At 67.1% G+C, this 24,979-nt stretch carries 24 protein-coding genes; 14 read left to right on the top strand and 10 right to left on the bottom strand.

The window, feature by feature from the left end:
- The first annotated feature begins 5 nt into the window (after positions 1-5).
- The 9 genes from BR47_RS0120230 to BR47_RS0120190 are packed head-to-tail and all read left to right on the top strand — an operon-like array spanning position 6 to position 9,632.
- Complete coding sequence (locus tag BR47_RS0120230; RefSeq protein WP_020100750.1) at positions 6-848, top strand: MlaE family ABC transporter permease; 843 nt, start codon at positions 6-8, stop codon at positions 846-848.
- Positions 849-860: 12 nt separating this feature from the next.
- Positions 861-2,063, top strand: coding sequence for an MCE family protein (locus BR47_RS0120225; RefSeq protein WP_029120596.1), 1,203 nt, complete (start codon positions 861-863; stop codon positions 2,061-2,063).
- Positions 2,064-2,088: 25 nt separating this feature from the next.
- Positions 2,089-3,123, top strand: coding sequence for an MCE family protein (locus BR47_RS0120220; RefSeq protein WP_020100748.1), 1,035 nt, complete (start codon positions 2,089-2,091; stop codon positions 3,121-3,123).
- The gene (locus tag BR47_RS0120215) at positions 3,116-4,171 is read left to right on the top strand and encodes an MCE family protein (RefSeq protein ID WP_020100747.1); all 1,056 of its coding nucleotides are present in this window, start codon (positions 3,116-3,118) and stop codon (positions 4,169-4,171) included. Before BR47_RS0120220 ends, BR47_RS0120215 begins: the two co-directional genes overlap by 8 nt.
- Positions 4,171-5,589: an MCE family protein gene (locus tag BR47_RS0120210; protein ID WP_029120595.1), complete on the top strand. Its 1,419-nt coding sequence runs from the start codon at positions 4,171-4,173 to the stop codon at positions 5,587-5,589. The genes BR47_RS0120215 and BR47_RS0120210 overlap by 1 nt, the downstream gene beginning before the upstream one ends.
- Entirely contained in the window at positions 5,589-6,758 is a 1,170-nt protein-coding gene (locus tag BR47_RS0120205) for an MCE family protein (RefSeq protein ID WP_029120594.1), read from the top strand. The genes BR47_RS0120210 and BR47_RS0120205 overlap by 1 nt, the downstream gene beginning before the upstream one ends.
- Before the next feature lie 2 nt (positions 6,759-6,760).
- Entirely contained in the window at positions 6,761-8,416 is a 1,656-nt protein-coding gene (locus tag BR47_RS0120200) for an MCE family protein (protein ID WP_029120593.1), read from the top strand.
- Positions 8,416-9,144, top strand: coding sequence for an Rv1363c family protein (locus BR47_RS0120195; protein ID WP_029120592.1), 729 nt, complete (start codon positions 8,416-8,418; stop codon positions 9,142-9,144). Before BR47_RS0120200 ends, BR47_RS0120195 begins: the two co-directional genes overlap by 1 nt.
- Positions 9,144-9,632 (top strand): mammalian cell entry protein, encoded by a 489-nt coding sequence (locus BR47_RS0120190; protein ID WP_036427610.1) that lies wholly within the window; start codon positions 9,144-9,146, stop codon positions 9,630-9,632. The genes BR47_RS0120195 and BR47_RS0120190 overlap by 1 nt, the downstream gene beginning before the upstream one ends.
- Before the next feature lie 25 nt (positions 9,633-9,657).
- Here the strand turns inward: BR47_RS0120190 and BR47_RS0120185 are convergent, their stop codons facing one another.
- The gene (locus tag BR47_RS0120185) at positions 9,658-10,536 is read right to left on the bottom strand and encodes an Lrp/AsnC family transcriptional regulator (RefSeq protein ID WP_029120590.1); all 879 of its coding nucleotides are present in this window, start codon (positions 10,534-10,536) and stop codon (positions 9,658-9,660) included.
- Positions 10,537-10,758: 222 nt separating this feature from the next.
- Between BR47_RS0120185 and BR47_RS0120180 the strand changes: the two genes are divergently transcribed.
- Complete coding sequence (locus BR47_RS0120180; RefSeq protein WP_029120589.1) at positions 10,759-11,166, top strand: nuclear transport factor 2 family protein; 408 nt, start codon at positions 10,759-10,761, stop codon at positions 11,164-11,166.
- Complete coding sequence (locus tag BR47_RS0120175; RefSeq protein WP_051634910.1) at positions 11,163-12,695, top strand: purine-cytosine permease family protein; 1,533 nt, start codon at positions 11,163-11,165, stop codon at positions 12,693-12,695. The genes BR47_RS0120180 and BR47_RS0120175 overlap by 4 nt, the downstream gene beginning before the upstream one ends.
- 10 nt (positions 12,696-12,705) lie before the next feature.
- Here BR47_RS0120175 and BR47_RS0120170 read toward each other — a convergent pair whose 3' ends face one another.
- From BR47_RS0120170 to BR47_RS0120160, 3 genes are read right to left on the bottom strand one after another with little or no spacing between them, the layout of a single operon-like run.
- The gene (locus BR47_RS0120170) at positions 12,706-14,211 is read right to left on the bottom strand and encodes an alpha,alpha-trehalose-phosphate synthase (UDP-forming) (protein ID WP_020100741.1); all 1,506 of its coding nucleotides are present in this window, start codon (positions 14,209-14,211) and stop codon (positions 12,706-12,708) included.
- A complete protein-coding gene (locus BR47_RS33240; protein WP_090562895.1) occupies positions 14,208-14,372 on the bottom strand; it encodes a hypothetical protein in 165 nt (54 codons plus the stop codon). The genes BR47_RS0120170 and BR47_RS33240 overlap by 4 nt, the downstream gene beginning before the upstream one ends.
- A 23-nt stretch (positions 14,373-14,395) precedes the next feature.
- Positions 14,396-14,731 (bottom strand): hypothetical protein, encoded by a 336-nt coding sequence (locus BR47_RS0120160; protein ID WP_020100739.1) that lies wholly within the window; start codon positions 14,729-14,731, stop codon positions 14,396-14,398.
- A 151-nt stretch (positions 14,732-14,882) separates the two neighbouring features.
- On the opposite strand from BR47_RS0120160, the gene BR47_RS0120155 reads away from it, so the two are divergent.
- Entirely contained in the window at positions 14,883-15,734 is an 852-nt protein-coding gene (locus BR47_RS0120155; protein WP_029105063.1) for an SDR family oxidoreductase, read from the top strand.
- A 3-nt stretch (positions 15,735-15,737) separates the two neighbouring features.
- Here the strand turns inward: BR47_RS0120155 and BR47_RS0120150 are convergent, their stop codons facing one another.
- Together BR47_RS0120150 and BR47_RS0120145 are read right to left on the bottom strand one after the other, a co-directional pair.
- Positions 15,738-16,415 (bottom strand): response regulator, encoded by a 678-nt coding sequence (locus BR47_RS0120150; protein ID WP_036427609.1) that lies wholly within the window; start codon positions 16,413-16,415, stop codon positions 15,738-15,740.
- Complete coding sequence (locus BR47_RS0120145) at positions 16,408-17,631, bottom strand: sensor histidine kinase (protein WP_029120587.1); 1,224 nt, start codon at positions 17,629-17,631, stop codon at positions 16,408-16,410. The genes BR47_RS0120150 and BR47_RS0120145 overlap by 8 nt, the downstream gene beginning before the upstream one ends.
- A 135-nt stretch (positions 17,632-17,766) precedes the next feature.
- On the opposite strand from BR47_RS0120145, the gene BR47_RS0120140 reads away from it, so the two are divergent.
- Positions 17,767-20,685 (top strand): MMPL/RND family transporter, encoded by a 2,919-nt coding sequence (locus BR47_RS0120140; protein ID WP_029120586.1) that lies wholly within the window; start codon positions 17,767-17,769, stop codon positions 20,683-20,685.
- 2 nt (positions 20,686-20,687) lie between these two features.
- Here BR47_RS0120140 and BR47_RS0120135 read toward each other — a convergent pair whose 3' ends face one another.
- From BR47_RS0120135 to BR47_RS0120120, 4 genes are all read right to left on the bottom strand, one after another.
- On the bottom strand, positions 20,688-21,236 hold the full coding sequence (locus tag BR47_RS0120135) for an NADPH-dependent FMN reductase (RefSeq protein WP_020100734.1): 549 nt from the start codon (positions 21,234-21,236) through the stop codon (positions 20,688-20,690).
- Between the two features lie 97 nt (positions 21,237-21,333).
- Positions 21,334-22,566: a cytochrome P450 gene (locus BR47_RS0120130; RefSeq protein ID WP_029120585.1), complete on the bottom strand. Its 1,233-nt coding sequence runs from the start codon at positions 22,564-22,566 to the stop codon at positions 21,334-21,336.
- A gap of 82 nt (positions 22,567-22,648) precedes the next feature.
- On the bottom strand, positions 22,649-23,293 hold the full coding sequence (locus BR47_RS0120125; RefSeq protein WP_020100732.1) for a 3-oxoacid CoA-transferase subunit B: 645 nt from the start codon (positions 23,291-23,293) through the stop codon (positions 22,649-22,651).
- Positions 23,290-24,048 carry a CoA transferase subunit A gene (locus BR47_RS0120120; protein WP_020100731.1) on the bottom strand — a complete coding sequence of 253 codons (759 nt, stop codon included), beginning with the start codon at positions 24,046-24,048 and terminating at the stop codon, positions 23,290-23,292. The genes BR47_RS0120125 and BR47_RS0120120 overlap by 4 nt, the downstream gene beginning before the upstream one ends.
- Before the next feature lie 148 nt (positions 24,049-24,196).
- Here BR47_RS0120120 and BR47_RS0120115 point away from each other — a divergent pair, with 148 nt between their 5' ends.
- Positions 24,197-24,952 (top strand): IclR family transcriptional regulator, encoded by a 756-nt coding sequence (locus BR47_RS0120115; protein ID WP_036420446.1) that lies wholly within the window; start codon positions 24,197-24,199, stop codon positions 24,950-24,952.
- Positions 24,953-24,979 lie beyond the last annotated feature (27 nt).

The raw sequence follows: 24,979 nt of genomic DNA, 5'->3' as shown, positions 1-24,979 counted from the left end.
CGGCCATGAGCTACGACGCGACACTCCGTTTCAAACGCATGTTCCGGGCACTGCCCGGCATCGTCGACGGCATCGGCGAGCAGGCCCTGTTCTACGGGGAGTCCTTCCGCTACATCCCCAACGCGCTGACCCGCTACCGCCGCGAGACCATCCGGCTCATCGCCGAGATGACGATGGGCACCGGCGCGCTGGTGATGATCGGCGGCACCGTCGGTGTCGCCGCGTTCATGACGCTGGCCTCCGGCGGCGTCATCGCCGTCCAGGGCTACTCCTCACTGGGCAACATCGGTATCGAGGCCCTGACCGGCTTCCTGTCGGCCTTCCTCAACGTGCGCATCGTCGCGCCGATCATCGCCGGCATCGCGCTGGCCGCGACCATCGGCGCCGGCTGTACGGCGCAGTTGGGCGCCATGCGCGTCGCCGAGGAGATCGACGCCGTCGAATCGATGGCCGTGCACTCGGTGTCCTACCTGGTGTCCACGCGCATCATCGCGGGCCTGATCGCCGTCATCCCGCTGTACGCCCTGGCCGTCCTCGCCTCGTTCTTCGCGGCGCGGGCAACCACGGTGTACATCAACGGTCAATCGGCCGGTCTGTACGACCACTACTTCAGCACCTTCATGGTGCCCACCGACCTGTTGTGGTCATTCCTGCAGGCCATCGTCATGTCCGTCGCGGTCATGCTGGTGCACACCTACTACGGCTACAACGCCAGCGGCGGACCCGTCGGCGTGGGTATCGCGGTCGGTCAGGCCGTGCGGACCTCGCTGATCGTGGTCGTCACCATCGTCCTGCTCATCTCCCTGGCCGTGTACGGCGCGTCCGGCAACTTCAACCTCTCCGGATAGGGGGTGTAGACGATGTCCTCCGGTGGTCCCAAACGCAGTCATGTGAGACTCGCAGCGGCGGTGCTGATCAGCATCATCGTCGCCGCCGTGGTGTTCACCTATTTGTCGTACACCGCGGCATTCACCCCCACCGACACCGTTTCGGTGATGGCGCCCCGCGCCGGTCTGGTGATGGATCCCGACGCCAAGGTCAAGTACCGCGGCATCCAGGTCGGCAAGGTCGAGCAGATCGACTACGCCGGTGACCAGGCGAAGCTGAAGCTCGCCGTCCTGAGCGACCAGATGCGGTACATCCCGTCGAACGCCCGGGTCCGGCTCGGCAGCACGACGGTGTTCGGCGCCAAGTCGGTCGAGTTCCTCCCGCCGGAGCATCCGTCGAAGGAATCGATGCGTCCCGGCGCGCAGGTGCAGGCCAAGGACGTCCAGCTGGAGATGAACACCGTCTTCCAGACGCTGACGGACCTGCTCGACAAGATCGACCCGGTCAACCTGAACGCCACGGTGACCGCGCTCGGTGAAGGCCTGCGTGGCCATGGCGACGACGCCGGTGCCGCCGCGGCCGGGCTGAGCAAGTACCTGGAGTACTTCAACCCCAAGCTGCCGACCCTGCAGCAGGACTTCAAGGACACCGCGACGGTCGCCGGCATCTACGGTGACGCCGCGCCCGACCTCGCCAAGGTCTTCGACAACGCGCCGACCGTCAGCAAGACGCTGATCGACGAGAAGGACGACCTGAACGCGGCGCTGCTCGCATCCGCCGGGTTCGCCAACAACGCCTACGCGACCATCTCACCGGCCGCCGATGACTACATCGCCGCCATCCAGCGACTGCGCGCACCGCTGAAGGTCCTGGGCGACTACTCGCCCGAGTTGCCGTGTCTGCTGCAAGGTGTGTCGAAGGCCGTGGACCGCTTCGGTCCGGTGTTCGGTGGCGTCAAGCCGGGTCTGTTCGTGTCCTCGAACTTCTTCCCCGGCGCGCCCAACTACACCTACCCGGAGAGCCTGCCGATGGTGAACGCCTCCGGTGGCCCGAACTGCCGTGGCCTTCCGGACCTGCCGTCCAAGCAGTTCGGCGGCTCCTGGTACCACTCGCCGTTCCTGGTGACCGACAACGCCTACATCCCGTTCCAGCCGAACACCGAGTTGCAGTTCGACGCTCCCTCGACGCTGCAGTTCCTGTTCTCCGGTGCCTACGCAGAGAGGGACCGCTTCTGATGTCCGCGAGTGACTGGGGCCGCCCATGAGACACAAACGCGAGATGATCAACGTCACGATCTTCACCGTCGTGATGTTGCTGGTCGCCGCCGGTCTGGTCGTCGTGTTCGGCCAGTTCCGGTTCGCCTCGTCGAACACCTACCACGCCAACTTCGCCGACGCGTCCCGGCTCAAGGCCGGTGAGGACGTCCGTATCGCGGGCGTGCAGGTGGGTTCGGTCAAGAGCGTCAAGCTCAAGAACGACAACACCGTCGACGTCAAGTTCACGCTGAACGACCGCTACCAGCTGTACAGCTCGAGCCGGGCCGTCATCCGCTACCAGAACCTGGTCGGCGACCGGTACATGGAGATCACCTCCGGTCCGGGCGAGCTGCGCAAGCTGCCGGCCGGCGGCACCGTCGTCCTCGCCAACACCCAGCCGGCGCTCGACCTCGACGCCCTGCTCGGCGGTCTGCGGCCCGTCGTCAAGGGCCTGGACGGCAAGAAGGTCAACGAGATCACCGCCGCCATGATCGAGGCCCTGCAGGGGCAGGGCGGCGCGCTCTCCGACCTGCTGTCCAACACCGGTTCGTTCAGCCAGACCCTGGCCGACCGTGACCAGCTGATCGGCGACACGATCACCAACCTCAACACGGTGCTCGCCACGGTCGACTCCAAGGGGTCCCAGTTCAACACCAGCATCGACCAGCTGCAGCAGCTGATCACCGGCCTGGCAGAGGGACGCGACCCGATCGCCGGTGCCATCGGCCCGCTGGCCTCGGCCGAGAACGACCTGACGGAGATGCTGCAGAAGTCGCGGCGCCCGGTGCAGGGCGTCATCGAGAACGCCCGCCCGTTCGCGCAGCGCATGTATGAGCGCCGAGCTGAAGTGAACCCGGTCATCGAGAACCTCGCGGAGAACTACCTGCGGCTCAACGCACTTGGTGCGTACGGCGCGTTCTTCAACATCTACTACTGCTCGGTCAAGATCAAGATGAGCGGCCCCGCGGGCAGCGACCTGATCGTGCCGTTCGGTGGCCCGGCGGATCCGTCGAAGGGCAGGTGCTCCGAAAATGGCTAAGCCGGAAAAGGATCCGGTCCGCACGGGCATACTCGGCGTCTTCATCGTGACGTGCCTCGTGCTGATCTCGTTCGGGTACACCGGACTGCCGTTCTACCCGCAGGGCAAGAACTACTCGGCGTTCTTCAGCGACGCCGGTGGCATCACGCCGGGCAGTGATGTCCGGGTCTCGGGCATCAAGGTCGGCAAGGTGGGCACCGTGGAGCTCGCCGGTACGGCCGCGAAGGTGAACTTCACCGTCGACCGTCAGATCCGGGTCGGCGACCAGTCGCTGGTGTCGATCAAGACCGATACGGTGCTGGGCCAGAAGTCCCTCTGGGTGACCCCGAAGGGGACGAAGGAATCGACGGTTATCCCGTTGGGCCGCACCACGACTCCGTACACGATCAACACCGCGCTGCAGGATCTCGGGCAGAACACCAGCGAGCTGGACAAGCCCCAGATGGAGCAGGCCCTCAAGGTGCTGACCGACACGTTGCACGACGCGACGCCGCAGCTTCGTGGCGCGCTCGACGGCGTGGCGTCCCTGTCGCGGAGCCTCAACAAGCGCGACCAGGCGCTCGAACAACTTCTGGGCCACGCCAAGAAGGTGTCGGACACGTTGGCGCAGCGCGCCGACCAGGTGAACAAGCTGGTGATCGACGGCAATCAGCTCTTCGCCGCGCTCGATGAGCGCAGGCAGTCGATCAGCACGCTGATCTCCGGTATCCGTGGCGTCTCGCAACAGCTTTCCGGATTCGTCGCCGACAACAAGCGGGAGTTCGGCCCGGCCCTCAAGCAGCTGAACCTGGTGCTGGACGAATTGCTGAAGCGCAAGGAGCACATCAGCGAGGCGCTCAAGCGGTTGCCGGGTTACGCCACCGCGCTGGGCGAGGTGGTCGGTAACGGCCCGGGCTTCAACATCAACCTGTACGGCCTGCCGCCGGCGACGATGTCGGAAGTCTTGCTCGACACGTACTTCCAGCCGGGCAAGCTGCCTGCCAGCCTCGGCGACATGCTGAAGGGCTACATCTCTGAACGGATCGTCGTGAGGCCGAAGTCGCCATGATGAAGAACATGAAGTCGCGCGGGGCGATTGTCGCCCTGGTGGTCGCACTGGTGGCGCTCGTCGCCGGTGGCGCCTACCTGCTGTGGCCGTCACGTGGTGGCCACAAGGTGGTGGCCTACTTCACCAATGCGGTCGGCTTGTACGCCGGCGACGATGTGCGGGTGCTCGGGGTTCCGGTGGGCACCATCGATTCGGTTGAGCCGCAGCCCAATTCGGTCAAGGTCTCCATGACCGTGAAGGACGGCGTGAAGATCCCGGCCGATGCCCGGGCGATCATCATCTCGCCGAACCTCGTGGCTGCCCGGTTCGTGCAGTTCACCCCTGTCTACGACGGCGGCGCGGCACTGGCCAACGGCGCCGAGGTGCCGCTGAGCCGGACCGGTGTTCCGGTCGAGTGGGACGACGTCAAGAAGCAGCTGACCCAGCTCAGCGCGCAGCTCGGTCCGCAGGACGGTGCGCCGCAGGGTCCGCTGGGTGCGTTCATCAACCAGGCCGCCGACACCCTCGACGGCAAGGGCGACTCGTTCCGCAACGCGTTGCGCGAGCTGTCGCAAACCGCTGGGCGCCTTGGCGATTCGCGTGGCGACCTGTTCGGCACCATCAAGAACCTGCAGATTCTGGTCAACGCGCTGTCCAACAGCAACGAGCAGATCGTGCAGTTCACCGACCACGTCGCATCGGTTTCGCAGGTACTCGCGGAGAGCTCGGCCGGTCTCGACCAGACCCTCGGTGCCCTCAACCAGGCGCTCGGCGACGTCAAAGGCCTGCTGAAGGACAACAACAAGGCCCTGATCGACCAGGTCGGCAAGCTGGCCGAGTTCACCCAGATCATGACCGACAACAGCGACAACATCGAGCAGATTCTGCACGTGACGCCGAACGGTCTGGCCAACTTCTACAACATCTACAACCCGGCCCAGGGCTCCCTGGACGGTCTGCTGTCGCTGCCGAACTTCTCCAACCCGGTGCAGTTCCTGTGCGGCGGTAACTTCGACGTCGGCGCCACTCCGGACAACTACAAGCGGTCGGAGATCTGCCGTCAGCGCATGGGCCCCGTGCTGCGTCGTATCGCGATGAACTACCCGCCGGTGCTGTTCCACCCGATCAACAGCATCACGGCGTACAAGGGTCAGGTCATCTACGACACCCCGCAGACCGAGGCCAAGGCGCAGACTCCGGTGCCGTACCTGCAGTGGAACGCCGCGCCCGGCGTGGTGCCGCCGAAGGTCCAGCCGGACGGGACGCTCAGCGACCTGATCCTGCCGCCGCCGGCCGTCGTCGGCCAGATTTCGCCGGCCGCGCCGCCGATGGGACCCGGTTCGACGCCGCTGAACGGTTCGGGCCCGCTGCCCGGACCCGCGCCGGCGCCCGCGCCGGTGGGCGCACCGCTGCCCGCTGAAGCCGGAGGTGGCAACTGATGAAGACGGTTGTTAAAGCACTCGCACTCGGATCGAGTGCCGTGGTGCTCGCCGGTTGCCAGTTCGGCGGCCTGAACTCGCTGGACATGCCGGGCACCCAGGGCCACGGCGCCGGTTCGTACACCGTGACGGTGCAGCTCCCCGACGTCGCGACGTTGCCGCAGAACTCACCGGTGATGGTCCACGACGTCACCGTCGGCAGCGTCTCGGGCCTGGACGCAGTCCAGCGCCCCGACGGCACGTTCTATGCCGCGGTGAAGCTGTCGATCAACGGCGACGTGAAGCTGCCGGCGAACGCCAGGGCGAAGGTCGCGCAGACGTCGCTGCTGGGTTCGCAGCACGTGCAGCTGTCGGAACCAGTCGGGGAGGCGCCGCAGGGCCGGCTCAAGCAGGGCTCGGAGATTCCACTGGCGAACACCGGCCGGTACCCGACCACCGAAGAGGTGCTGTCGTCGCTGGGCCTGGTCGTGAACAAGGGCAATCTCGGTGCGCTGCAGGACATCACCGACGAGGCCTACGCCGCGGTCGCCGGGCGGGCCGGGCAGTTCGTCGACTTCATCCCGCGGTTGGCTGAGCTCACCCAGTCCCTGGACAAGCAGACCACCGACATCATCGGCGCCATGGACGGGCTGAACCGCTTCGCCTCGATCCTGGCGAAGAGCAAGGACAGCCTGGGCCGCACGCTGGACACGCTGCCGGGCGCGATCAAGGTCCTCAACGACAACCGCAAGAACATCGTCGATGCGTTCACCGCATTGCGGAAGCTCGCGGTGGTGGGCGCGAAGGTCATGACCGCCACGAAGGACGACTTCGCGGCGGACTTCAAGGACATCTTCCCGGTGATCAAGGCGTTCAACGACAACGCCGACGAATTCATCCACGACCTGGACCTGTTGCCGACGTTCCCGTTCTCCAACAAGTACTTCCGCAACGCGGTGCGTGGCGACTACCTGAACGTGTACGTCACGTTCGACCTGACGCTGCGCCGTCTCGGTGAGACGGTCTTCACCACCTCGGGGGCCTTCGACCCGAACATGCGGCACCTGGACGAGATCGTCAACCCGCCGGACTTCCTGTTGGGTGCGCTGGCGAACCTGTCCGGACAGGCCGCCGATCCGTTCAAGATTCCAGCAGGCCAAGCGACGCAACATGGAGGGGTGAAGCCGTAATGTTGTTGACCCGTCTTGCGCGTTTCCAGCTGGCGATCTTCGGTGTCGTCACCGTCATCTGCCTCGCGCTGATCACGACGTCCTACCTGCACCTGCCTGCCGCCGTCGGTCTCGGTGTCTACAACGTGGACGCCAAGTTCGTCGTCGGTGGCGGTATCTACCAGAACGCCAACGTCACCTACCGCGGCGTGACGGTCGGCCGCGTGACGAACGTCGGCCTGACCGACAACGGTGTGACGGCCCAGATGCGGCTCAACACCGACACCCCGGTGCCGGACAACGTCACCGCCACGGTCAAGAGCGTGTCCGCGATCGGTGAGCAGTACATCGACCTGGTCCCTCCGGCCAACCCGTCGAAGAACATGCTCAAGGGCGGCGCCACCATCGGCGTCGACCGGACCGCCGTCGGTCAAGACATCGTGGACCTGCTCAACCAGGCCCAGAGTCTGGTGAGCAGCATCAGCAACACCCGCTTGCAGGACCTGTTGCGCGAGTCGTTCAAGGCGTTCAACGGATCGGGTCCGGAACTCTCGCGGATGATCCAGTCGTCGCGTCTGCTGGTGGACGAGGCCAATGCCAATACCGACGAGATCAACAAGCTGCTCGATCAGGCCGGCCCGCTGCTGAAGGCGCAGATCCGCGCCGGTGCCGATCTCAAGACCATGGCCAGCAGCCTCGCGACGCTGACCGGTGAAGCCGCCCAGGCCGACCCGCAGATCCGGTCGGTGCTCAAGACCGTCCCGGGCGCCGTCGAAACCGTCAACGAGACCTTCGACGGCATCCGGCCGACGTTCCCGGTCCTCGCCGCCAATCTCGCCAACTTCGGCCGGATCGGCGTGATCTACCACAAGTCGATCGAGCAGGCCCTGGTGATCTTCCCGGCGCTGATCGCGGCACTGCTGACCGACGCAGGCCAGTTGCCCATCGACGAAGGCGGCAAGCTCGACTTCAAGATCAGCCTGGGCCAGCCGCCGTGCATGACGGGCTTCGTCCCGGCGCCGGAGATCCGCACGCCGGCCGACACCACGTTGCGCGACCTGCCGAAGGATCTGTACTGCAAGACCGCGCAGAACGATCCGAGCACGGTCCGCGGTGCCCGCAACTACCCGTGCATGGAGTACCCGGGCAAGCGTGCCCCCACCGTCCAGATCTGCCGTGACCCGCGTGGTTACGTGCCGATCGGCAGCAACCCGTGGCGTGGTCCGCCGGTGCCGTACGACACCCCGGTCACCGACCCGCGGAACATCACGCCGCCGAACCGGTTCCCGAACATCCCGCCGGGAGCCGACTACGACCCGGGTCCGCCCTCGGTGCAGCTGCCGCCGGGCGTGCCCGCCGGGCCGGGACCTGCGCCCAATGCGCCGTTCCCGCTGCCGTACCCGCCGAGTGATCCGGGTCCGCAGCCGCTGCCCTGGCCGTTCTTCGCGCCGCCGGATCAGGTGACTCCGCCGTACGCGATCAACAACCCGCCGGCGCCCGGCCCCGAGGGCCAGCCGCAGGCAAGCGGGCCGAAGGGGCCGCAGAGTACGACGTACGATGCGAATACCGGGGTCTTCGCTGACCCTGCCGGCGGTACAGGAGTGTTCAACGCCGGCTCGAGTAACGGCGACGCAGGCGAGTCCTGGGTCGACCTCATGAAGGATCCAAGGCAGGTTTGATGAGTGACCAACCGGCTGCGACGGACGAGACGTCGGAGCCGCCGGTGACCCGCGTGCGCCGGCGGGCCTCACGGCCCGCCGGCACCGCCGGTTCAGCAGAGGCTTCAACAGTGCTCGACGTGGCGATTCCGTCGACGACGAGCAAGACATCGTCAACCGATTCGGTAACCACCAAGGCACGGCCCGCGGTCCAGGTACCGCGACGGCAACCGCACCGGTCGCTGGTCATGACCATCGGCCTGGCCGTCGTCGCCGTGCTCGTGGCGGCCCTGGCCGGCGGCACCTGGTTCCTTTGGCACGGCAACGGGCAGATCGAGGCGACCCAGGACCGTGATCAGCGGTTCGTGGACACGGCGAAGCAGACCGTGGTCAACATGTTCAGTTACACGCAGAACACGGTCGACGAGAGCGTGAACCGCTTCGTGAACGGCATCGGCCCCGGCCCGCTGCGCGACATGATGAACCAGAGCAACAACGCCGAGAACCTGAAGTACCTGTTCAAGCAGACGCAGGCCAATTCAGAGGCGGTCATCACCGCGGCGGCGCTGGAGAGCGTCGACAACACCTCCAACATCGCGAAGGTGCTCGTGACGGTCCGGGTGACCCTGACCGACCTCAACGGCGTGAACCAGCCGTCGACGCCGTACCGGCAGCGTGTCTTCATCCGCGAGGACGACAGCGGCCACATGGCGGCCTACGACATCAAGTACCCGGACGGAGGCAACTGATGAACCGGTTGCTGGCAGCGCTCGGCGCCCTGTTGGCGGTCGCCGTGGTGGCGCTCGGGGCGCTCGGCGGCTCGACGTACTGGAACCATGTGCAGCTGTCCGGCGAACAGGCGACAGCCGACGAGCTGCCCAGCCTGGCCAGGTCCCAGATCCCGCAGATCCTCGGCTACGAGTACAGCAGTGTGCAGCGTTCCACGACGCAGGCGCTGACGTTGATGACGCCGGCGTTCCGCAAGCGGTACGAGGAACTGACGGCCAAGAACAACATCTTCAACGACGCGGTGAAGCGCAAGCTGATCAGCCAGGTGAATGTCGTTGGCGCGGGCATGATCTCGTCGCACCGCGACACCGGCACGGTCCTGGCTTTCGTCAACCGCGTCATCACCGATGAGCGCAAGCAGCCCAACTACGAGGGCAGCCGGCTGAAGGTCGACTACCGCAAGATCGACGGCAAGTGGTTGATCGACGAGATGACGCCGATCTTCTAGCCCGACCCGGTTGACGAGTGCCTCGTCAGCGGCCGACGTAGGTTTCCTTGACGACGCGCAGATGGCTCCAGCTCTCGACCGCGCGTACGTCCGGACACGCCCGAAGCACGTCCAACGCGGCTGCCACCGCTGATGACGTCGATGCTCGCAGGGTGATCAGGGCATCGCACCACCCCAGCGTGCGGGCCGCGAAGGACAGCTCGGGTATCCCGCTCGTCAACGCGTCGAGGTCGGGGCCCGGGCCGGAGAAATGGAGCGCGGCTCCGTGAACGCGGGTGCGATCGACTTCGGTCTGGTGCGTCACCGCACCCACGCGCACGACCCCGTCGTCGAGTAGGCGCAGCACCCGTCTGCGGGCCGCCGCCGGGGATATCCCGGTCGCGGTCGCCAGGTCCGCGTACGACGCCCGGCCGTCGCGCTCGAGTCCGCGCAGCAGTGACCGGTCGACATCGTCGGCGGTGCCGCGCAGTTCGCCCACTGGGCCGACGACGTCCCGCACCAGGTCGGTGTAGATGAGAGTGCGTACCTGCTGCACCGGCGCGATCGCCCGCAGTTCGCTGACGGCCACGTCCACCTCGCGATGCGAGGCGACCCGCAGTTCCACCGAAATGGCCCGCTCGCCACTGATCAGCGACACCAGCGTGGCGTCGGGATGTGCCGCGACGGCGCGCGCGATCGGCGCGGCGGCACCCGCCACTGCCATCTGTACATATGCGCAGACGCCGCGCCCGAGCACCGCCGGATGGACCACGCCGTGAATCGAGATCCGCCCGGAGTCCAGCAACCGATCCAGTCGCCCGGCAACGGTGGAGCGCGATACGCCGATCGCCTCGGCCAGCGTGCTGGCGGAGGCACGTCCGTCTGCCGTGAGGGCGTCGACCAGCCTGTCGTCGAGGTCAGTCACGTGATCTCCCGGAAAGTGCGGCCGAGTTCTTTCCGTCGGTCGGCGTCGTCATTTCCTGCATCCAGACTGGCCTTGTTTCACGATTTAGGCGAAATCGCGCGAGCTTATCCGATAAATCGCTCATCTCATCAGGGTAGTGGTGAACGAACCGCTTGCTAGGACCGGATCGGGCTTCTAGTGTTCTGCATCACGTTCGCCAGAACAGCCTGCTCAGGAGCCTGCATGACCGACCCGACCGTCCCGATTTCCGAGGACGAGGTGCTTGCCGCCGCGGACCGGCTGATCGCCGCGTTTGCCGCGACCGACACGGACGCCTACTTCGGTTGCTTCCATCCGGACGCCACTTTCGTCTTCCATACCGAGCCCGCGACGCTCCCGGACCGACGCTCCTACCAGGCGTTGTGGTCCGGCTGGGTCGCGGACGGCTGGCATGTCGTGGACTGCACGAGCAGCGAGCGCACCGTCGCCAGCGTCGGCGACACCGCTGTGTTCGCACATGTCGTGACCACCACCACCGAGGCCGACGGCGCCCGTACCACCACTGTCGAGCGGGAGTCGATTGTCTTCAGCCGCACCGACGACGGACTGATCGCCGTGCACGAACATCTGTCCGAGGCGGGTACGAAATGACCGAGACGATTCGAGATGCGGTCGCCGGCGAGCCCGCGGCGCCACCCGCCGCAACGACGATCGAGACGCACGGTGTCGAACCGATCCCCGACTCCGAGCGCACCGCCCGGCCGCTGGATCTGTTCCGGCTGATCTTCGGCGGAGCCAACACGTTCGCCACGGTGGTGCTGGGGAGCTTTCCGATCGTGTTCGGGTTGTCCTTCTACAGCGCCCTGCTGGCGACGGTGTCCGGTCTGCTCGTGGGGGCTCTCGTCCTGGCGCCGCTGTCGCTGTTCGGTGCCCGTAACGGCACCAACAACGCGGTGTCCAGTTCGGCTCACCTGGGTGTCCACGGGCGGGTGGTGGGATCGTTCCTGTCCCTGCTGACTGCCTTCGCGTTCTTCTCGATCTCGGTGTGGTCGTCGGGAGACGTCTTGGTCGGGGCCGCGCACCGCGCCGTCGGTCTGCCGGAAAACAACCTGACGCTGGCCGGGGCCTACGGCGTTTTCGCGCTGCTCGTTCTGGTGGTGTGCATCTACGGCTTCCGGTTCATGCTGCTGGTGAACAAGATCGCGGTGGTCGCCGCCACGGTGCTGTTCGTGTTGGGCATCGTGGCGTTCGGCGGCACGTTCGACCCCGGTTATGCCGGCACGGTGTCGCCGGGGGACGCCGGGTTCGCCGCGGCCTTCGTCGGCTCCATCGTCGTGGTGATGTCCAACCCGGTGTCGTTCGGCGCCTTCCTCGGAGACTGGTCGCGCTACATCCCGCGTGACACCCCGCGAACCCGGCTGATGTTCGCCACCTTCGCCGCGCAGCTCGCGACCCTGGTCCCGTTCGCCTTCGGACTGGTCACGGCCACGATCATCGCAACGAAGTACCCCGAGTTCATCGCCGCCGGCAACTACTCGGGGGGTCTGCTCGCCATCGCGCCCGGCTGGTACTTCATCCCCGTCTGCGTGATCGCCCTCGTCGGCGGGATGTCCACCGGCACGACCTCGCTGTACGGAACCGGCCTCGACTTCTCGAGCGTCTTCCCGAGCTTCAGCCGCGTGCAGGCCACGCTGTTCATCGGCGCGATCGCCATCGCGACGATCTTCGTCGGGCGGTTCGCGTTCAATGTGGTGCAGTCGATTTCCACGTTCACCTCCCTGATCGTGACCTGCACCGCCCCGTGGATGATCGTGATGACGATCGGCTGGGTGGTGCGTCGCGGGTGGTACGACAGCGACTCACTGCAGGTCTTCAACCGCAGGCAACGGGGCGGTCGCTACTGGTTCAACCACGGCTGGAACGTGCGCGGCCTCGCCGCCTGGCTGATCTCAGCCGCGGTGAGCGTGTGCTTCGTCAACATCCCGGGACAGTTCGTCGGACCCCTCGGCGACCTGGCCGGCGGCATCGACCTGTCGATCCCACTGGGCCTGGGCATCGCGGCTGTGCTCTACCCGCTCCTGCTGATCGCGTTTCCGGAACCGGCGGACGCGTTCGGTCCCGAAGGGCCGCGGCTGGTGCGCGCGGGAGCGCCGGCGAACACCCCGATCGTCTCGGTGTGACCGGCGGGCCCTAGTCGCGAGTGTGGGCGAGGGCGTCGAGGAACGCCCGGGCCCAGCGGTCGACGTCGTGGGCCAGCACCTGACGACGCAGCGCGCGCATGCGACGCCGGCCCTCTTCCGGGGACTGCGTGAGGGCGTCGGCGATGGCGTCCTTGACTCCGTCCAGGTGGTGCGGGTTGGTCAGGTAGGCCTGCCGCAATTCCTCTGCGGCGCCGGTGAATTCGCTGAGCACGAGAGCGCCGCCGAGATCGCTGCGGCACGCCACGTACTCCTTGGCGACCAGGTTCATGCCATCGCGCAGCGGCGTCACCAGCATGACGTCGGCGGCGACGAAGAAGGCGATGAGTTCGTCGCGGCCGATCGCCCGGTGCATGTAGTGCACCACCGCGTGACCGACCTCGCTGTACTCGCCGTTGATGTGCCCGACCTGGCGCTCGATGTCCTCCCGCATGACCTTGTAACTGTCCACGCGTTCGCGGCTCGGCGTAGCCAGCTGGACCAGCACGGTGTCGTGCCGGTTGGCCCGGCCTTCGGCGAGCAGCTCCGAGAACGCGCGCAGCCGTACGTCGATGCCCTTGGTGTAGTCCAGCCGGTCCACACCCAGCATGATCTTGCGCGGGTTGCCCAGCTCGTCGCGGATCTGACGGGCCCGTTGCCGGATGGTGCGGCTGCGGGCCTGGGCGTCCATGGCTGCGGAGTCGATCGAGATGGGGAACGCGCCGACCTTCACGATGCGGCCGTCGTGGTTCACCTCGCCGAGCCGGGACCGGACACCGATGGTGTGGCGTGAGGTGTTGGAGTCGAGCAGTCGACGGGCCAGCACCAGGAAGTTCTGCGCACCGCCGGGCAGGTGGAAGCCCACCAGGTCGGCGCCGAGCAGGCCTTCGATGATCTCGGTGCGCCACGGCATCTGCATGAACAGCTCGACGGGCGGGAACGGGATGTGCAGAAAGAACCCGATGGTCAGATCGGGACGCAGCTCCCGCAGCATCTTGGGGACCAGCTGTAGCTGGTAGTCCTGCACCCAGACCGTCGCGCCCTTCGCCGCGACGCGGGCCGTGGCCTCGGCGAAGCGCCGGTTGACCGCGACATAGGCGTCCCACCAGTGCCGGTGGTAGATGGGCTTGACGATGACGTCGTGGTACAGCGGCCACAGCGTCGCGTTGGAGAAGCCCTCGTAGTAGTCGGCGATGTCGTCGGCCGACAGGCTGACCGGGCAGAGGGTCAGCTCGTCCTGGACGATCGGCTCTTCGTCGCTGTCGGCGACGCCGGGCCAGCCGATCCAGGCGCCACGCTGTTTGCGCAGCAGCGGCTCCAGCGCCGTGACGAGGCCGCCAGGGCTGCGCTTCCACGTGATGGAACCGTCGGGCAGCCGCTCCATGTCGACGGGCAGCCGGTTGGCGACCACGACGAAGTCGCAGTTGCCGACGGACTTGGTGGCGGCCTTACCGCCCTTGGAGGATTTGGGACTCGCGGTGGACGCCGCAGAAGCGTCGTTGCCTCCGCGGGCCGTCACGCGTCGAGCTTCGTGGGCCCGATACCCAGCATGGACAGGAACATCCGACATTCGTCGGCATCGTTGGCGTATGCGGCTACGACCCGGCGGGCCTGACGGGCGGTGCTGTCGGCCAGGGGCTCCACATCGCCGATATCGGCGGGATCAGTTTTTGCAGGCATTACACAACCTTAGGCGAATGTTGTTACGGGCTGGAACTCACCGACGAGTGCGGCTGCACCTGGGGCACCTGTTCCTCGGAGAGGCCGATGCACTCGCCGGTGTTGTGGCCGGTGCAGGGAATGCCGTCGACTTGGCCGAGTTGGTTCGTCGGCGCTTGCACCGGTCCGGGTGCCTGGTCGTTGCCGCCCGCGAAACAGGAGCCGCTGACGGGATTTTCCGTCATGCCGGGCGGACAGTTGGTGTCCCCGAGTGATGCGGTGGACGCCGGCCCGCTGAGGGCGAATACGGCGGGTGCGGCGACCGTCGCGAAGGCGACGCCGCCGGCCACCAGGAGGCGTCGAGGAATCTGGATGCTCATGGCGTCACGCTTTCGTTGGCGAAAATTTCAGCGTACGCCCGGTTGCTGTGCCGAGATCGGGGAAATTGTCCGCCCGACCAGCATTGTGTACAACTTTTGAAAAGTGTATACAGGACGTGTTCCCCGTTGATCTGTCCAGAGGAGTACGTCGGTGCAGTTTTCAGTCCAGGGTTGGCTGACAGATCGGACGGTGTTGATCACCGGCGGTGGCAGCGGCATCGGCAAGGCCATCGCACAAGGTGTCGTGGCCGCCGGCGGCAACGCCCTCATCGTCGGCCGCACCGAGGCCACGTTGCAGTCCGCCGTCGACGAGATCTCGGCCGCCGGGGGACCGGGTGCCATCCGCTTCCAGACCGCCGATGTCACCAACGAGGACGACGTCGCCCGCGCCGTCGCGGCCGCTGCCGCGTGGAACGGCAAGCTCTCCGGCGCCGTGCACTGTGCCGGTGGCTCGCTCACCGTCGGGCCCGTCACGCACCTGGATTCGGAAATGTGGCGCCAGACCGTCGACCTCAACGTCAACGGCAGCATGTACGTCGTCAAGCACACCGCGCGGGAAATGGTCCGCGGTGGCGGTGGCTCGTTCGTCGGCATCTCGTCGATCGCGGCGAGCAACACCCACCGCTGGTTCGGGCCGTACGGCGTCACCAAGTCGGCGCTGGATCATCTGGTGCAGTTGGCCGCCGACGAACTCGGCGCGTCCTGGGTGCGGGCCAACAGCATCCGTCCCGGCCTGATCCGGACCGATCTGGTGGCGGCCAGCATCTTCGAATTCGAGCCGCTGCGTGAGGATTACAAGCAGTGCACGCCGCTGCCCCGGGCCGGCGAGGTCGAGGACGTCGCCAACCTGGCGCTGTTCCTGCTCAGTGACGCATCGCAGTGGATCACCGGCCAGCTGATCAACGTCGACGGCGGTCAGAAGCTTCGCCGCGGCCCGGACTTCTCGGCCATGATGGAGCCGATGTTCGGCGCCGACGCCATGCGCGGGGTGTTCGCCGAGTAGCCGCTACTTCGGCGCCACCACGCCGTGGTCGTAGGCGTAGACGATCGCGGCCGCCCGGTCCCGGAGGTCGAGCTTGGTGAATATCCGTCCGATGTGGCTCTTCACCGTCACCTCCGAGATGACCAGCCGGCCGGCGATTTCGGCGTTGGTCGCGCCCGATCCGATCAGCTGCAGTACGTCGAGTTCACGGGCCGTCAGCCGGTCGGCCACGTCGTCGGACGGTGCGCCGGGCGCGCGCCGGTAACCGTTGAGCACGCGGGCGGTGACGGCCGGGTCCAGATACGCCTCGCCGCGCGCGACGGCGTGCACCGCCCGGATGAGCTCCTCGGCCGGTGAGTCCTTGAGGACGAAGCCCGACGCGCCCGCGCGCAGCGCGGCGGACAACAGGTCGTCGTCGTCGAAAGTGGTGAGCGCCAAGGCCGGTGGGCCGCCGCCCGTGCGCAGGGCCCGGATGGCATCGACGCCGCTGACGCGCTTCATCCGCAGGTCCATCACAACCACGTCGGGACGGCACCGGAGCACCTCGCGTGGCACCTCGTCGCCGTCGGCGCATTCGCCGACGATCGAGAAGCCGTCCTTGCGCCGCAGGATCCGGCGTAGGCCCGAGCGGACAAGTTCCTGGTCGTCGACCAGCAGGACATCAACGGTGGCACCGTCTTTCGGGACCGCCCCGTCAGTCATGGCGAACCTCGTTGCGTGGCATCAGTATTCGGTGCATGGCGCAGTGTCCGGTAGTGGGGGGTGCGACCGGCACTCGGGCCTGCACGGTCCAGCCCTGGGGTCCGGGGCCAGCGTGGAATTGGCCGTCCAGCAAGGCGATTCGCTGGCGCATCCCCGGTAGGCCGGCGCCTGCCGCTGCGCTGGTGACCGGTCGCGGCAGTTCATTGTCGACAGACAGGACGGCGGAGTCTTTCTCCGCATACAGCCGCAGCCGCGCCGCCGACGCGGGGGCGTGCTTGGCGACATTCGCCAGCGATTCCTGCGCTACTCGGTACAGCGCCAGGCCGATACCCGGAGTGACCGATGCCGGATCGATCTCGATGCTCGACTCCACGTGCAATCCCGCATCGGAGAAGCTCGTCACCAGGTCGGGGATGTCGGACAACCCAGGCTCGGGGGCCAGACGCAGCGGGGCCGCGTCGCGCGCGCCCAGCAGACCGACCGTCTGGCGGATGTCCGCCATGGCCTGCCGGCCGAGGCGCTCGGCGTCGAGCAGCCCGTCCACCGCCTCGTCGACGTCGTTGTCCTCCTGCAACGCCCGCCGGGCGCCCGTCAGGTGCAGCATCGTCACCGACAAGGAGTGCGCGATCACGTCGTGCACTTCGCGGGCGATGCGGCGCCGTTCGTCGGAGGCGGCCTGTTCGGCGAGGACGTCCTGGCGGGCGCGTTCTTCGATGACGAGACGCTGTTGCAGTTGCAGGATGTGTCCCATCATCGCGGCGATGGCCAGGAAGAACAGCAGGTAGGGCACGAACGTGCTGAGGTGTCCCGTGCGGGACGCGCCGATCAGCAGCAGCGCGCTGGCGAGCAGACTCACGAGGCCGATGCGCATCGGCCCCAGCGCGAACACCTCTCCGAGCATGAACATCAACAGGAACGGCGCCGCGTCCAGGAAGACCGGCGGCCAGCACAGCAACAGCAGTGCCACCCCGGCGAGCACGGACGCCGCGCTCACGGCCGTCGACGGCTTGTAGCCGCCCACGATGAACGCGACGATCGGCGCGAAAACCAGTCCGACGGCCACCAACAGCAGCCACGGCTCGGTGAAATCCCGCTGCGTCGCGGCAGTCGCCGCGACCATCAGAGTGCCGGTGTACATGACGATCGGGACCGTGAACGGGTACTGGTAGGCCACGAGCCCGCGCCGACGCAGGGCGAAGTCGCGCAGCCAGGCCATACCGCCAGCGTAGAGCCGGTGCCGGGATTTACACATCATTCGCGGGACAGACCGGGCCTCCTACCACGGTAGGAGGCCCGGTCTCGTCCGCAGCACGACGTTTCCGGACCCCGGTCGCTCGTAGTTTCGGAACCCATGTGGGACGTCATCGCAAGATTCTGCAGCCGCTTCGCGGTCCTGATCATCGGATTGTGGGTGCTGGCCGCAGCGGCGGGCAATCTGCTTGTGCCGCAAGTGGAAAGCACGGCGCACAACCACGCGCGCGGCTTCCTGCCCGCGGACGCCCCGGTGAACCTCGCCGGCGTTCAGATGGACCGGCATTTCCACGACGGCTCCGGCGGCAACCTCAACTACCTGGTGTTGGAGGGTGAGCACCCGCTCGGTGCGCCGGAGCGCGCCTACTACGACCAGCTGCTGCGCACATTGCGCGCGGATACCGAAAACTTGGATTCGGTGATGGACCTGTGGTCCGACCCGTTGACGGCAGCCGGCGCGCAGAGCACCGATGGCAAGGCCGTCTACACCATGTTGCGGATTCGCGGTGAACTCGGCGCCGCCAAGGCGAACGCCGCGCTGGATGCGGTGCGGCGGATCGTCGCGGCCGCGCCGGCGCCCGCGGGCCTGCACGCCTACGTCACCGGACCCGGCGCCACCATCGCCGACGAGCTGACCGCCATCGACAAGCAGATGCTGATGATCACGGGCGTCACGGTGGTGCTGATCGCGGTGCTGTTGTTCGCCGTGTACCGGTCGGTGATCACGGCATCGATCCCGCTGCTGACCGTCGGGCTGGGACTCGGGGTCGCGCGGGGCGTCGTGGCGTTCCTGGGGGAGCGGGACCTCATCGAGGTATCGATCTTCTCGGTGTCGCTGCTGGCCGCGATGGTGCTCGGGGCGGCAACGGATTACGGCATCTTCCTGCTGGGCCGCTATCACGAACAGCGCCGCGCCGGCGTCGACCACGAGGACGCGCTGGTGATCGCGAACCGCAGTGTCGCGCCCGTGATCGCCGCGTCGGGCCTGACCATCGCGGCGGCGCTGTCGTGCCTGCTGTTCGCTCAGGTCGGCATGCTGCGCAGTGCTGGATTACCTTGTGCCATCGGCATTCTCACCGGGATGTTCGCATCGCTGACGTTGTTGCCCGCGTTCATCGGGCTGGCCGGCCGGCACGGTCTGGCGCAGCCGCGCCGTCGGGCCGCGGCGACGGTGCCCGGCCGGGGCTGGCGCCGGGTCGGGACCGTCGTCGCCCGGTGGCCCGGACCCGTGCTGGTTGCCGCGTCGGTGATTCTCATGGTCTGCGCCATCCCCATCGCCGGCATCCGGCTGGGCTTCGATGAGCTTGCCGCACAACCCGATTCGACACACGCCAACCGGGGCTACCAGGCCATGGACCGGCACTTCCCGCCCAACCGGCTGTTGCCCGAGATCGTCTCCATCGAGACCGACCACGACCTGCGTAACCCCGCGGGCGTCATCGCGGTCGAAAGGGTGACCCGGAAGATCATGGAGATTCCCGGCATTCGTATGGTGCAGTCGGCGTCGCGGCCGGCGGGTTCGGTGCCCGAGCAGGCGGCCCTGACCGATCAGGCCGGCACCATCGCCGACCAGCTCGACGACGGGGTGGCCCAGCTGAGTAAGCGGCTCGGCGCGGTCAACCAGCTGTCCGCGACGTTGGACCAGTTCTCCTCGGCGATAACGCAATTGCAGAACGGGTTGGGCGGCAGCGTCCGCGGTCTCGGGCAGCTCGGCTCGGGGATCGACGCCATGCACGGCGGCATGCAGCAGCTGCGGGACAACGTCACCTCGGTGTCGCAGTACATGGATCCGTTGCGCGGCTTCACGAACGCCAACCCGAATTGCGCGGGCGACGCCATCTGCTCACTGGTGCTCAAGGTGGTCGAACCCATGGATTCCGTGGTGGCGGCCACCGGCACCCTGACCGACAGCACAGTGGGTTTCAGCGCGGGCACGATCGAGATGGCGCGATCGCTGACCGGTGCGCAGGCATCGGTGCGCTCGATGCGCGCGGCCGTCGACCAACTCGGCTCCGTCACAACACAATTGACCAAGACTGTCGGTGAGACCCGCGGCATGTTCTCCGGGCTCACGGACTACCTGCGCGGGGTGCGGGCAGATTTCCAGGACAGCGCGTCCGGCGGCTTCTATCTGCCGCAGCGCGCGTGGCAGGACCCGCGCTTCCAGCGCGCGGCCGGGCTGTACTTCGCGCCCGACGGCCGGTCGACGCGGCTGCTCGTCTACGGCGACGGCAAGGTGTTCGGCACCGACGGGGCGCTACGCTCGCCCGAGATCCTGGCCGCGGTCCGCGAGGCCACGAAAGAGGGCACGCTGGTCCGAAACACCGTCTTTGTCACCGGTTTCGGCACCGGCACCGCAGAGCTTCGGGGCTATGTCTCCGATGACTTCCTGCTGCTGGCCGGTGTTGCCCTGGTGCTCGTGTTCCTGATCGTCCTCATCATGCTGCGCAGCCCGGTGGCGGCCGCGGTGGTGATCGGCACCGTCGTGGTGTCGTACGCGTCGGCGCTCGGGGTGAGCAGCTTCATCTGGCAGGACCTCTTGGGCAAAGACCTGCACTGGGCGGTGCCGTCGATCGCGTTGATCGCGTTGGTGGCCGTCGGCGCGGACTACAACCTGCTGCTGACCATGCGGCTGCGCGAAGAGGTGACCCGGCCGGACGCGGGTCTGAAGACCGGCATGATCCGGACGTTCGGCGGTACCGGCGGTGTGGTGACCACGGCCGGAATCGTCTTCGGCATCACCATGTTCGCCATGCTGTCCAGCGACGTGCTGAGCATCGAACAGGTCGGCACCACCATCGGCGTCGGCCTGCTCATCGACACCCTGATCGTGCGAACGTTCGTGGTGCCCGGCATCGCGGGGCTGCTCGGGCGGTGGTTCTGGTGGTCGCCGGTGCCGCTGGTGCGCGGCGTGCTGTCCCGGACGTTCACACGCCGGCCGTCGCGGCCCCGGCGGGACCTGCCGTTGATCGCCGGCACGGCCCCGGGCCGAGAAGTGTTGCAGGGCGCCGCGGGCTGAGCTCAGCCGGTCACCTTCGCGGTCAACGTGATCAGCTGGTCCAGCAGCCCTGCCAGTTCTCCGGCGCGGCGCTCCAGCGGGGTGAAGCCGTCGGCGCCGAACTCGGTGAACAGCGACAACGACACCTGAGCGCGGACGTCGAGCATCTGGAAGTTGGCGACGATCTGCCGCCACTGCTCGACCGCACGCACTCCGCCGTCGGCGCCGTAGGACACGAAACCCACTGTCTTGCCGAACCATTCAGAACCGAGGGAGTCCACAGCGTTCTTGAATGCACCCGGGACACCGTGGTTGTACTCAGGGGTGACGAAGATGAAACCGTCGCAGGCATCGATCGCCGCGCTCCACCGCTGCACGTTCTCCGACTCGTACTGCTTCTTGGCCGCGGCGGGAACCGTCGCCGCGGTGAGCAGCGGCACGTCGAAGGTCTTCAGGTCGATGAGTTCGAACTGGGCGTCGTCGCGTTGGGTCGCCTGTTCGGCCACCCAGCTGCCGACACCGGCTCCGCTGCGCCCATCGCGAATCGATCCGACGATGATGCCGATTCTCATGAAGTGCTCCTCTTCTGCGTCGTGATCCCGACTCCGGCTCCTGACAGCCTGCCGAATTCGGGGTACCCGCGCGGAAGAATCGCAACCACTCACCCAATCAATGCCCGGCGTCGAACTCGACCGGCAGCGTCCGGGGCCCGCTGACCGCCATCAGGGGCTTCCACGGCGCCGGACCCGTACGGCGAATGTTCGGCATCCGTTGCGTCAGCACCGTGAGTGCTCTGACCAGTTCCAGCCGGGCGAGATGCGCGCCGAGGCAGTAGTGCACACCACCGCCGAACGTGAGCATCGGCGGTGCATCATGCCGCGTGATATCGAATTGATCGGGGTTGTCGTACACCTGCGGATCACGGTTCGCCGCAGCGGTATTGGCGATGACGAGCGAGTCCCGCGGGAAGAAGTACCCCGCCAGTTCCACGTCCTCGGTGACGTAGCGCGGCACGTTGAGGACGATCGGCGAGAACCGCATGACCTCATCGACTGCCTGGGGTACCAGCTCGGGATGTGTTGCGAGGAGCGCCCATTGGTCCGGGTGATCGCAGAAGGTGTCCACCGCGGCGGCCAGCTGATTGCGGGTGGTGTCGGTGCCCGCCGCAAGGATTCCCATGGACAGCATGAGCAATTCGGCATGGCTGAGCCGGTCGCCGTCGTCCTCGGCGCGGATGAGAGCGGACAGCAGGTCATCGGTCAGTGTGGTGCGACGCTCGGCGATCATCGCATCGATGTAGTCATCGAATTTCTGCCAGGCCGTGAGGATTTCCGATTCATGTGCGGCCACGTCCCACCAGAACATCTTGAAGACGTCGTCGGTCCAATCCGAGATCATCCGCCAGTCACTGCGCGGTACACCGAGCAGCGCGCAGATCACCGGGATGGGATACGGCTGGGCGACGTCGGCGACAATGTCGCAATTGCCCACGGCGGCAACGGAATCGACCAACTCGCCCAGGACGGCGTCGATCAGCGAATCCAGCCGGCCGACGGCCCGGCCGGTGAAAGCCTTGCACACCAACTTCCGGAGCCGGGTGTGCTCGTCGCCGTCGAGACTGAGCAGCGCACTGCCGATGCGGTCCCACAACGGGCCGCCGGTGACGCCGCGCGGGACCAGCCCGCGCACGCCCGGCTGATGAAAGCGCGAGTCGCGCAGCACCGTACGGACCAGTTCGTAGCTGAGCACCTCTGGTGCGTGCGGCCCGATGGCTACGGACGACCGTTGGCGGACCTCTTTGATCATCCGGTGCGCCGTCGCCGGATCATCGACGGCTTCGTAATCGATGACGGGCAGGCTCGCGTCCAGGACGCTGACAGGGTGGCTGGCGGCGATGGTCATCGATGTCTCCCTCGGTTCCGATAGAAGTCACTATCGGGCCGAGCCGGGCACAACACATCAGCCGAACGGCGTAATTGACTACCTAGTCGAGCTGCACCGTGAGCTCGGCTCCGGTCGCCGCGATGACGTCGTCGACGCTCACGCCGGGGGCGGTCTCGCGCAGGATCAGCGTGCCGTCACCGGGCACGTCGATGACGGCCAGGTTGGTGATGATCCGGTCGACGACACCCTGACCCGTCAGCGGCAGTGTGCAGACCGGCACGATCTTGGGATTGCCGGCCTTGTCGGTGTGCTCCATGAGCACGATGACGCGCGAGGCGCCGTGCACCAGATCCATGGCGCCGCCCATGCCCTTGACCATCTTGCCGGGCACCATCCAGTTGGCCAGGTCGCCGGTGCGCGACACCTCCATGCCGCCGAGCACCGCGGTGTCGATGTGGCCGCCGCGGATCATGCCGAACGACAGCGACGAATCGAAGTACGCCGCACCGGGATTCACCGTCACGGTCTCTTTCCCGGCGTTGATCAGATCAGGATCCACCGCATCCTCGGTGGGGTAGGGGCCGGTGCCCAGGATGCCGTTCTCCGAGTGCAGCGTGACGTGCACGTCGCCCGTCAGGAAGCCGGGGATCAGGGTGGGCAGGCCGATGCCGAGGTTCACGTACTCGCCGTCGATCATGTCGGCCGCGGCGCGTGCGGCCATCTGGTCACGGTTCCAGCCGGTCATTTCGCATCCTCTCGCACCGTGCGCTTCTCGATCTGCTTGTCCTGCGGCCCGGTGTGCACGATGCGCTGCACGAACACGCCCGCCAGGTGGACGTCGTCGGGGTCGATCTCGCCGGGCTGCACCAGTTCCTCGACCTGAACGATGGTGATCCGGCCGGCCATGGCGGCCAGCGGGTTGAAGTTGCGTGCGGTCTTGTTGAAGACCAGGTTGCCCGCCGTGTCGGCGCGCAGCGCGTGCACCAACGCGAAGTCGGCGTTGATCGACTCCTCGAGCACGTAGCGCTTGCCGTTGAATTCGCGAATCTCCTTGGGCGGCGAGGCAACAGCGACGGAACCGTCGGCCGCGTAGCGCCACGGCAGACCGCCGTCGGAGACCGGGGTGCCGACGCCCGCCGGGGTGTAGAACGCCGGGATACCGGCGCCGCCGGCGCGCATCCGCTCGGCCAGCGTGCCCTGCGGGGTCAGCTCCACCTCGAGCTCACCGGACAGGTACTGGCGGGCGAACTCCTTGTTCTCTCCGACGTACGAGGCGGTGACCCGGCGGACCTTGCCGAGGCCCAGCAGCACGCCGAGGCCGACGCCGTCGACGCCGCAGTTGTTCGAGAACACCTCGAGGTCGGTGGCGCTCGACGCGGCGATGGCATCGATGAGTTGGTCGGGGATGCCGCACAAACCGAATCCGCCGACAGCCAGCGTGGCGCCGTCACCGATGTCGGCGACCGCTGCGGCGGCCGAGGCGTACACCTTCGAGGTCATGACTCTCCGTTCATCCAGTAAACGCGTGACCCACTCAACACGGCACGTCGCTGACAGGGCAAGTCTCTGCTCGAAGCAGGTCAAATGTGTTCACAGGGTGAGCGCCGACGCCACGTGCGTTCATTCAGCGAACGCCTAGGATGTGGTGATGACCGGTCCGAATGTCGTCGCCCGCGTGGGGGCGATGCTGCGGGCCGTGGCCACGGCCGAACCCGACGGTGCCTCCACCACCGAGCTCGGAAAGCTGGCCGGATTGGCCCGGCCGACGGCGCATCGACTGCTCACCGCGTTGGCCGACGAACACCTGGTCAGCCGGGATCAGAAGACCGGCCGCTGGTCACTCGGTCCCGAGCTGTATCTGCTCGGGGTCGGTGCGGCCCAGCACCACGACGTGACCGATCAGGCGCGTGCCGTCGTGACGCGGCTGGCGCGCGAGACCGGTGAGAGTGCGTTCTTCTCCGCCCGCCGCGGCGATCAGACGGTGTGCGTGCTCAGCGAGGAGGGCAGCTTCCCGTTGCGCTCGCACGTCCTGCAGGTCGGTATCCGGTTTCCGCTCGGGGTGGCCAGCGCCGGCCTGGCCATCCTCAGTCACCTTCCGGCCGCGGACGTCGACGACTACTTCTCCCGCGAACAGCCCGAAACCAATTGGGGACCAACACATTCCGAGGCTGCCATCCGCAAGCGCATCGAGCAGACCAGGCGCGCCGGCTACGCCGTCAATCCCGCGCTGCTGGTGGAAGGCAGCTGGGGCATGGCAGCCGCGGTGTTCGACCGGCGCGGCCTGCCCGGCTGGGCACTGAGCCTCACTGGTGTCGAGACCCGGTTCCGCGCGGGACGTCGACGTGAACTGGGGCGGCTCCTTCTCGAGCAGGCTCACGAGCTGTCGGGCCGGCTGCAGGGGTGACCCCGCGTCGCCGTGCCGGTGGCGGTA

The sequence above is a fragment of the Mycobacterium sp. UNC410CL29Cvi84 genome, from assembly GCF_000686745.1.
Taxonomy (GTDB): Bacteria; Actinomycetota; Actinomycetes; order Mycobacteriales; family Mycobacteriaceae; genus Mycobacterium; species Mycobacterium mucogenicum_B.
Note: the sequence above shows the minus strand (reverse complement) of the source record. Positions and strands in the feature narration are given on the sequence as shown.